This window comes from Streptomyces sp. URMC 126 (assembly GCF_051386555.1).
GTDB lineage: Bacteria > Actinomycetota > Actinomycetes > Streptomycetales > Streptomycetaceae > Streptomyces.
Genome location: NZ_JBPQTX010000306.1, coordinates 1 through 8,195, shown reverse-complemented (window position 1 = coordinate 8,195; position 8,195 = coordinate 1). Strand labels below are relative to the sequence as shown.

The following is an 8,195-nucleotide window of genomic DNA, read 5'->3' as shown; positions in this document are numbered from 1 at the left end:
CCGCCGGGGCGGCTCGGGCGGGGGCCCGGGGCGCCCCGGCGGCGCCAGGTGCCGGTGTGGCAGGCGAATGCGTGTGATCACGGACCGCTCTCCCTCGTGGGCGGCGCGGCCGGCGCCACCCGGTCGTCCCGGTTGTTCCCGTTGTTCCGGTCATCCCATTCGTCCAGGATCGGGGATCAGGGCCCGGCCCGGCAGGGCCGAACGGGGTCCCACTGGGCCACTCGGGGCATGCGCCCCAGCTCAGGGGGTACCCGGCACGGACGCCGCGGGCGCCCGCCCCGGACGGCCCCGTCCCGGGGTGCCGGGGGCCCGGCCGTCCCGTACGGTCGAGCCGAGGCCCGGCGGGGCCCGGCGGCAACGGCCGGCGGCGGACGACCGGCACGGCGAACACGGCACGACGGCACCGCACGAGGCACGACGGCACGACGCAAAGGAGCTCCCGGTGACCGACCCGGACAGCGCGGACCACGTCAGCATCCATCTGACCGGCTGCGGCCGGGAGACCGCCGACGCGGTCATCGCCGCCTTGGACGCCGCCTTCCCCACCTCCCCCGGCACCCTCCTCGCCGAGCGGAGCGAGGGCCGGGGGACGGCTCCGGGCAAGCCCGTCGTCTGGTGCACGGTGGTCGACACCCGCACCCGCCGGCCGCGCACCGACCCCGGCCCCGTCCCGCTCGACGCGCCCGTGACCGTGGACCTGTTCGGCGCCGCGCAGCCCGTGCGCCAGGTGCGGGAGGAGCTGGCCGGGGCCTTCGGCGTCGAGGAGCACGGCACCGTGCCGGGCGAGCACGAGCTGGAGGTGCGCCTCCTCCTCACACCGGCCACCGGCGCCCCGCCCGCCGGCTGAGCGGAGGGGGCGGCCGGGCCGGCCGAGCGGCGGGCGGCCCGCACCCCGTACCGTACGTCGCATGGCACAACAGACGGTTCCCGAGGACCGGCCCCCGGCTCCTCCCGCCCGGCGCCCGCGCCGGGCCCTGCCCGTTCTCCTGGTGTCGGTGGCCGCGTCCTCCCTCCTGCTGACATCCTGCGGTACCGGCGACGGGCCCCGCGACGACCTCCGGCGCCCCGGCACGGCGAGCGACGCGACCCCCGGCGACGACGAGACGCCCGCCCCCGAGGACGAGGACGCCGCCGACGACACGGCCGGCGCCTTCGACGAGGACGACGAGGGCGCCGGCGACGACGTCCCGGACGACGAAGAGGACGACGAGGCGGCGGATCCCGGCGACGAGGACGGGGACGACGAGGAGACCTCCGAATCCGCCTACGACGACGGCTTCGACACCGGCCAGGACGTCCTGGAGGCCCGCGGCAAGGGCGCGGCCGTCCGCGAGGTCGTCTGGGGCGGCTGCGAGAAGCGCGCCGAAAAGGCCGGCACCGCCTACCCTGACGCCTGGACCCGCGGCTGCCGCAAGGGCGTGCAGACCTTCCGCGGACAGTAACCCGGGCGTCCGCGCGGATCACCTCGGCGTGATCACGGTGGCCCGGCCCAGCGCGCCGCGGGTCTCCCGCACCCGTACGGTGACGTCGCGGTCCCCGACGAGCTCCGCGAGCCGTGCCCGGCCGGGCTGGAGCCGCCCGCGGGCGTAAAGGACGAAGCTGGTGCGAATCCCGGCGGCCGGCCGGGGACGGGCTTCGTACTGCGCGAAGGTGACGGCGTCGCAGCCCGAGTACCAGCCCGTCTCGGGCTCGTAGGCGGTGACGACCAGACAGGGACGCCGACCCTCCGCCAGCTCCCGGGCGACGGGCACGGTCGACGCGTGCTGGGCCATCGGCCTCGGCATCGCGACCCGCGCCACGTACTGGGCGGTGGCCGGCACGGTCACGGCCGCGAGCACGGCGACGGCGGCGAGCAGCGGCCGGGCCGCCCGTCCGGCCCGCTCGGCCAGGTGCCGGACGCCGAGGATGGTGAGCAGGACCACCGGCAGGTAGACGAAGCGCGGTTCGCCGTCCGTGGCCGTGCCGAGGACGACGGGGACGAGGACGGCGGTCAGCCCCAGGAAGGCGTGGCGCCGGTCGTGGGGCCGGCTCCCGTCCGGCGCTGCCGGCGCGCGGCGGCGCCACAGCCGGCGGACGGCCGCGGCGGCGCGGCAGAGGCCGGCCGTCATGACGACCGCTCCCAGGTCCCCGGCCAGCCGGTACGGGAAGACGGCGAGGTAGTAGACGAGCCCGTCGCCCGGGTAGGAGCGGTTGGCCCGGTCCGTGGCGTCGAGGAGGAGGCCCAGGGGGGAGCCCGTCTCGTGGACGGCGTGGACGCAGTGCGGGACGAGCCCGGCGAGCAGGACGCCGCCGGCGACCGCGAGGCGACGCCATTGGGCCGCCCAGGCCCGCGGCCCGTAGGCGAGGACGGCGGCGAGGGCCACGCCGGCCAGGCTCCCCACCACGCCGTAGCGGAGGTGGAAGGCGGCCAGCGCGGCTCCGGCCGCGGCGGGCAGCGGCAGCGGGCCCGGCGCCTCCTGGGCCCTGACCAGGAGGACGACGACGAGCAGCAAGAGGCCCGTCGCCCCTATGTCGTTGAGGAACTCCGGCACCCTGCGCAGGAACCCCAGTCCGCCCAGCACCAGGAGCGTCACCAGGACCGCCTGCCGGGGAGTGGTCCAGCGGGCGGCGGCCCACCAGGTGACGGCCAGGGTGAACAGCGTCAGCAGCAGGGCGACCGCCCGCAGGGCGCCCACGTCGTCGTGCACGGCGAGCGCGAGCCGGCCCAGGGCGGGGAGGCCCGGCGGGCGGTACTCGCCCCAGCCCGCGGCGGGCGTCCCGTCCCGCCAGGAGCGGGCCTTGTTCGCGTACACCGCCTCTTCGTGGCCGATCAGGGGCTCGTGATCCTGGAGAGCGGCCCAGACGGCGCCGGCCGCGGCGAGCACGGCGAGGGCGCCGGCCCACGCGGGCACGCGCCGCGAGGCGTCCGCCCACCTAAGGAGGACGGCCGGTGCCCGGCGTCCCGCCCAGGGGCGGGCCACCGTCCAGGCGGGCGCGGCGAGGAGCAGGAAGGGCCACGGCTGCCGGCCGGGCACTCGGTCGCCGAAGCCGCAGGCGAACAGGGCCTGTTGCGCGACGGCGGCGCCGGTGGCGAGGACCGCGAGCACCAGCGCCGGCCGCCGGACCCGCGACGCGGCGGCCTCCCACCGGCGGCGGGGGCACGGGACGGGAACGGCGGACGGTGGGAGCGGGACGGTCGGCATGTGGTCCCTCGGGAAGCGGCGGACGGGGGACGGGGATGGTCTCCCGGCGCCGCTGAAGGGATGCTGAAGGAAGCTGAAGCCTTCTTCAGCCGGCCCTGCCGGCCCCGCGATACTGGCCGGATGCGCTTGCTGGTGATCGAGGACGAGGAACGGCTCGCCGCCTCCCTGCGAACAGGCCTGTCCGCCGCCGGTTACGCGGTCGACCTGGCCCACGACGGACTCACCGGGCTGCACTTGGCACGCGAGCACCCGTACCGGGCCATCGTTCTCGACGTCATGCTGCCCGGGCTCAACGGCTACCGGGTCTGCGCCCGGCTGCGGGCGGCGGGCGTCACCACCCCGGTCCTGGTGCTGACGGCCAAGAACGGCGAGTACGACGAGGCCGAGGCCCTGGACACCGGCGCCGACGACTTCCTGGCCAAGCCGTTCTCGTACGTGGTGCTGGAGGCGCGGCTGCGGGCCCTGCTGCGGCGGGGCGGCGGGGGCCGGGCGGTCCTCAACGTCGGCGACCTGTGGCTCGATCCGGCGGACCGGTCCTGCCGGCGGGGTGAGGTGCCGGTCCGGCTGACGGCGAAGGAGTTCGCCGTCCTGGAGTGCCTGATGCGGCGTCCCGGCGAGGTGGTGTCCAAGACGGACGTCGTCGAGCAGGTGTGGTCGGCCGAGTACGACGGCGACCTCAACATCGTCGAGGTGTACGTGAGCGCGCTCCGCCGGAAGGTGGACGCGCCGTTCGGGTGCGCGACCATCGGGACGGTGCGCGGCGGTGGTTACCGGGTGAGCGCCCGATGAGCGCGGCTGCCGGGCCGCCGCTGGGGGCGGCGGTCAGACCCCGGGTGCGGGCCGGGGCGGTGGCCGCGCTGACGGCGGCCGGCGTGGTGCTGCTGGGCGTCCTCCTGCTGCACCACGCGGACGTCGCCGGCGCCGCGCGCGCCGGATACCGTTCGGCCTCTTTCCCGGGGTCCACGCCGCCCGGTCGCGTCGGCCCGGCGATCGGGTGGATCCGGCGGTTCGGCGTCCCGGTGGGCGCTCTGCTGGTGGCGGCCGCCGCCTGGACGGCCGGCGGGGCGCCCCGCGGGCCCCGGATCCGTGCCGCCGTCGTCGCGGGCGGTCTGACGGCCTGGCAGGTCACGGCGCTGGCCGACTGGCTCCGCGAGTACCACGCCGGCGACCCGCTCGGCGCCGGCCGCTACGCGGCCCTGTGGGGGCCGCTGGTCGCCGCCCCCGTCGTCGCCCTGGTCGTCGCCGTCGGGACGTGGGCGGCGGCGGAACCCTCCTGGCGGACGCTGTCGCTCCGGGCGCGGCCGGCCCTCGCGGCCGGTGCCGGGGGCGCGCTCCTTCTGCCGGGCGGTCTGTGGTGGGCGTCCCACATGGGAGAGAACCCCGCCGGCTACTCGTCCACCCTGGGCTGGGGCATGTTCTTCTGGCCTCCGGCCGGCGCCGCGCTGCTGGCCGGCGCCGCCTGGGTGACGGTCGCGCGGGCGCTGCGCCCGGTCGAGGCCATCCGCCGGGAGCTGGAGGACATCACGGCCCGTTCGCTGGACCGGCGGGTGCCCGTGCCCGCGTCGGACGACGAGATCGCCCGGCTGGCGGTGACGACCAACGCGATCCTCGACCGGCTGGCGAACGCGGCCGAGTTGCAGCGGCGGTTCGTCGCCGACGCCTCCCACGAACTGCGCAGCCCGCTCACCGGCCTGCGGACCTCGCTGGAGGCTGCCCTGGCCCATCCCGAGCGGGCCGACTGGCCGGCCGCCGTGCGGAGCGCGCTCGACGACGTCGTCCGGTTGCAGCGGCTGAGCGAGGACCTGTTGCTGCTGGCGCGGCTGGACGGGGGCGTGCCGCCCGGCGATACGCCGGTCGACCTGGCCGGCCTCGCGCACGACCTGGCCGAGGAGTACCGCCACCGGCGCCGGGAGCGCCCGCTGCGGATCGACTGCGTCACCGGCGGGGAGCCGGTCGAGGTGTGCGGCAGCGCGGTGCAGTTGGAGCGGCTGCTGCGCAATCTGCTGGACAACGCCTGCCGTCATGCCGGTTCGGCCGTGGAGTTGACGCTGTGTCGTGAGGCGTGCGGGACCGTCGTGGTCGAGGTGTCCGACGACGGGCCTGGTGTCCCGGCCGCCGATCGGGAGCGGGTCTTCGAGCGGTTCGGCCGGCGGGGGGACGCGCGCGCCCGAGCGTCCGGGGGCGCGGGCCTCGGGCTGGCGATCTCCCGCGAGATCGCGTCGCTGCACGGCGGGACCCTGTGCCTGGCCGACGCCGGCAGGGGGGCGCGGGCGGTCGGCCGGTTCCCGGGGGCCGGCGTCGCGTCCGGCGCGGTGGTCCGGGCCGCGCCCGCCGGGTGAGGTGGGTGGCGCGCCGGAGTTCCCAGGGTGCGGCGGTGAGGGGCCGGGGTTCGCGGGACGGGGTCTCAGACCACCCGCCGTAGCCAGCCGTGCCGGTCCTCCACGCGGCCGAACTGGATGTCCAGGACGTGCTCGCGGAGGGTCAGGGTCTTCTTTCCGGGGGTGCCGTCGGCGATGGGGAAGGCGTGGTCGTCGCTCTTGAAGCCCACGATGGGGGTGACGACCGCGGCCGTGCCGGCGGCGAAGACCTCGGTGACGCGGCCGTCGGCGGCGGCAGTGCGGAGTTCGTCGAGGGTGACGGTGCGTTCGACGGGGGTGAGGCCGAGTTCCGGGGCGAGGGTGAGGACGGTGTCGCGGGTGACGCCTTCCAGGATGGTGCCGAGGGACGGGGTGACGAGTTCGTCGTCGGAGGTGATCAGGCAGAGGTTCATGGTGCCGGACTCCTCCAGGGTGCCGTGGCCCGCGCTGTCAAGGAACAGCACCTGGTCGCAGCCGTTGCGCTGGGCCTCGATCTGGGCGGCCAGCCCGGCGGCGTAGTTGCCGCCGCACTTGGCGGCGCCGGTGCCGCCCCGGGCGGCCCGGGTGTAGCGGCCGCTGATCCACAGGGTGACGCCGGTGACGCCGGAGGGAAAGTACGGGCCCGCCGGGCTGGCGATCACCGAGTAGCGCGCCTCCGCGGCGGGGCGTACGCCGAGGAACGCCTCGGAGGCGAACATGAAGGGGCGCAGGTAGAGGCTCTCCTCGCCGGTGGGGACGGGGACCCACGCTTCGTCGGCCCGCACCAGTCCCTCGATGCTCGCGAGGAAGTCCTCCTCGGGCAGTTCGGGCAGGGCCAGCCGGCGCGCGGAGCGGGCGAAGCGGCGGGCGTTGGCCTCCGGGCGGAAGAGCCAGACGCTTCCGTCGGCGTGCCGGTAGGCCTTCAGGCCTTCGAAGATCTCCTGCGCGTAGTGCAGGACGGCGGTGCTGGGGTGCAGGGTGAACGGGGTGAGCGGGCCGATGCCGCGGTCGTGCCAGCCCCCGTCCCGCGTCCACGTGGCGGTGACCATGTGGTCCGTGAAGTACCGGCCGAAGCCCGGTTCCGCGAGCCGTGCGGCGCGCTCGGCCGCGGGGACGGGGCGGGTCGTCCGGGTCAGGGGGAAGGCGGTGCTCATGGCCAACTCCTCACGCTGGGCGGTCCCGTCATGGTAAGTGCCGCCGGGCACCGGACGGCCCGGGCGCGCGGCCCGGGCCGTCGGCCGGCGCCTCGGCGGATGCGGTCTCGACGGACGCGGTCTCTCGGCGGCCCGCGTCTCAGCGGCCGGCGCGGGCGGCCCCGACGTCGGAGACGTCCACGGCGAAACGGGCCGTCGCCCAGGCCATCGCGTCGCCGAACTGGCCGAGGATCGTCCGGTCGAGGTGGGCGAGGGTGTCGCAGGTCTGGTGGTAGCAGGGGTCGGTGAGTTCGCCGGCGACGCCGCCGAACAGGCGCTGCCACTCGGGCGACTTGAGGTGGTTGTAGCCGGCGGAGCCGCCCCCGGCGGGGATACCGGCGGCCATGAACGGCGCGAAGTCGGAACGGCCGTCGAACTCCATTGGCACGGTGGGCAGTCCGCGCCGGGCGAAGCGGTCGGTGAAGACCTTCTCGACGGTGTCGGTGCCGGGCGGCACGGTGCCGGTGCCGTGGTAGACCATGCGGGCGTAGTTGGGCGAGGCGATGGTCTCGAAGTTGAGGACGAGCGCGGTCTCCCGGCGCTCCCGCTCGCTCAGCCCGTCGACGTAGTGGCCCGAGCCGATCATCCCCTCCTCCTCCGCGCCCCAGAAGGCGAAGCGCACCCGGTTGCGGACCTCGCCGGCGTGCGGGGCGAGCCGCAGGGCGGTCTCCAGGACCATGGCCGCGCTGCTGCCGTTGTCGTTGAGGCCGGGGCCCTCGGTGGCGCTGTCGAGGTGCGAGCCCAGGATGACGGTGCGGTCGGCGCGTCCGGTGGGGGTGTCGGCGAGCAGGTTGTACGAGTCGGTGGTGACGGCACGGCCGCGGAGGTCGAGGAAGAGCTCGACGGGTCCCCGGGCGGCGTCGGCGGTGAGCTGTTCGGCCTCGCCGCGCGGCAGGTTGGCGGTGGGGACGCGGGCCACGGCGGGCGGACGGACGGTGGAGCGGATGTTCATCCCCGCCGGCTGCTGGTCGACGTTCACCAGGAGGGCGGCGGCGCCGGCCGCGGCGGCCAGCTCGGTCTTGCGGGCCAGGTCGCAGCCGCCGTACCGGGCGAGGACGGCGTAGCCGCGGACGTCCCCGGCGTAGTCGGCGGCGTCGCAGCCGTGCGCGTTCCCCGGCAGGACGGCCAGGCGTCCGCGCCATCCGCCGTCCGGCGTGGCCGGGGAGAACCGGGCGAGCAGGGGGTGCAGGGTGCGCGGGGCGGGGGCGGTGACCTCGGCGGTCTGGGCGACGGGCACGCTGTCGGGGAAGGAGAAGCGCTGGACGCGGACCCGGTAGCCGGCCTCGGTCAGCCGCCGGGTGACGTAGCGGGCCGAGGCGTCGTACCCCTCGGTGCCGGCGGCGCGGACGCCGCCGTGCTCGTCGGCGGCGCGCTGGAAGGCCTCCAAGTGGCGCCAGGCCCCGGCCGCGGTGACCTCCGACGCGAGCCGTCCGGCCAGCCGCTCGGCGTCGGCGCGGGCGGCGGCCGTGGCGGCGGGGGCCGGG

The 8,195-nt window shown here is 76.7% G+C and carries 7 protein-coding genes; 4 read left to right on the top strand and 3 right to left on the bottom strand.

Features of this window, described 5'->3' with window-relative positions; all coding sequences use genetic code 11:
* The first annotated feature begins 442 nt into the window (after positions 1-442).
* Together ACSNOK_RS27320 and ACSNOK_RS27315 are read left to right on the top strand one after the other, a co-directional pair.
* Positions 443-847 carry a hypothetical protein gene (locus ACSNOK_RS27320; RefSeq protein ID WP_436783451.1) on the top strand — a complete coding sequence of 135 codons (405 nt, stop codon included), beginning with the start codon at positions 443-445 and terminating at the stop codon, positions 845-847.
* A gap of 61 nt (positions 848-908) precedes the next feature.
* Positions 909-1,442 carry a hypothetical protein gene (locus tag ACSNOK_RS27315; RefSeq protein ID WP_436783450.1) on the top strand — a complete coding sequence of 178 codons (534 nt, stop codon included), beginning with the start codon at positions 909-911 and terminating at the stop codon, positions 1,440-1,442.
* An 18-nt stretch (positions 1,443-1,460) separates the two neighbouring features.
* Here the strand turns inward: ACSNOK_RS27315 and ACSNOK_RS27310 are convergent, their stop codons facing one another.
* A complete protein-coding gene (locus ACSNOK_RS27310; RefSeq protein ID WP_436783449.1) occupies positions 1,461-3,182 on the bottom strand; it encodes a glycosyltransferase in 1,722 nt (573 codons plus the stop codon).
* A 120-nt stretch (positions 3,183-3,302) separates the two neighbouring features.
* On the opposite strand from ACSNOK_RS27310, the gene ACSNOK_RS27305 reads away from it, so the two are divergent.
* On the top strand, positions 3,303-3,971 hold the full coding sequence (locus tag ACSNOK_RS27305) for a response regulator transcription factor (RefSeq protein WP_436783448.1): 669 nt from the start codon (positions 3,303-3,305) through the stop codon (positions 3,969-3,971).
* Positions 3,968-5,521, top strand: a complete 1,554-nt coding sequence (locus tag ACSNOK_RS27300) for a sensor histidine kinase (RefSeq protein WP_436783447.1) — start codon at positions 3,968-3,970, stop codon at positions 5,519-5,521. The genes ACSNOK_RS27305 and ACSNOK_RS27300 overlap by 4 nt, the downstream gene beginning before the upstream one ends.
* A gap of 65 nt (positions 5,522-5,586) precedes the next feature.
* Here the strand turns inward: ACSNOK_RS27300 and ACSNOK_RS27295 are convergent, their stop codons facing one another.
* Both ACSNOK_RS27295 and ACSNOK_RS27290 read right to left on the bottom strand, forming a co-directional pair.
* Positions 5,587-6,672 carry a branched-chain amino acid aminotransferase gene (locus tag ACSNOK_RS27295; RefSeq protein ID WP_436783446.1) on the bottom strand — a complete coding sequence of 362 codons (1,086 nt, stop codon included), beginning with the start codon at positions 6,670-6,672 and terminating at the stop codon, positions 5,587-5,589.
* A gap of 139 nt (positions 6,673-6,811) precedes the next feature.
* A partial coding sequence (locus ACSNOK_RS27290; RefSeq protein WP_436783445.1) for a M20/M25/M40 family metallo-hydrolase occupies positions 6,812-8,195 on the bottom strand: 1,384 nt, incomplete at its 5' end.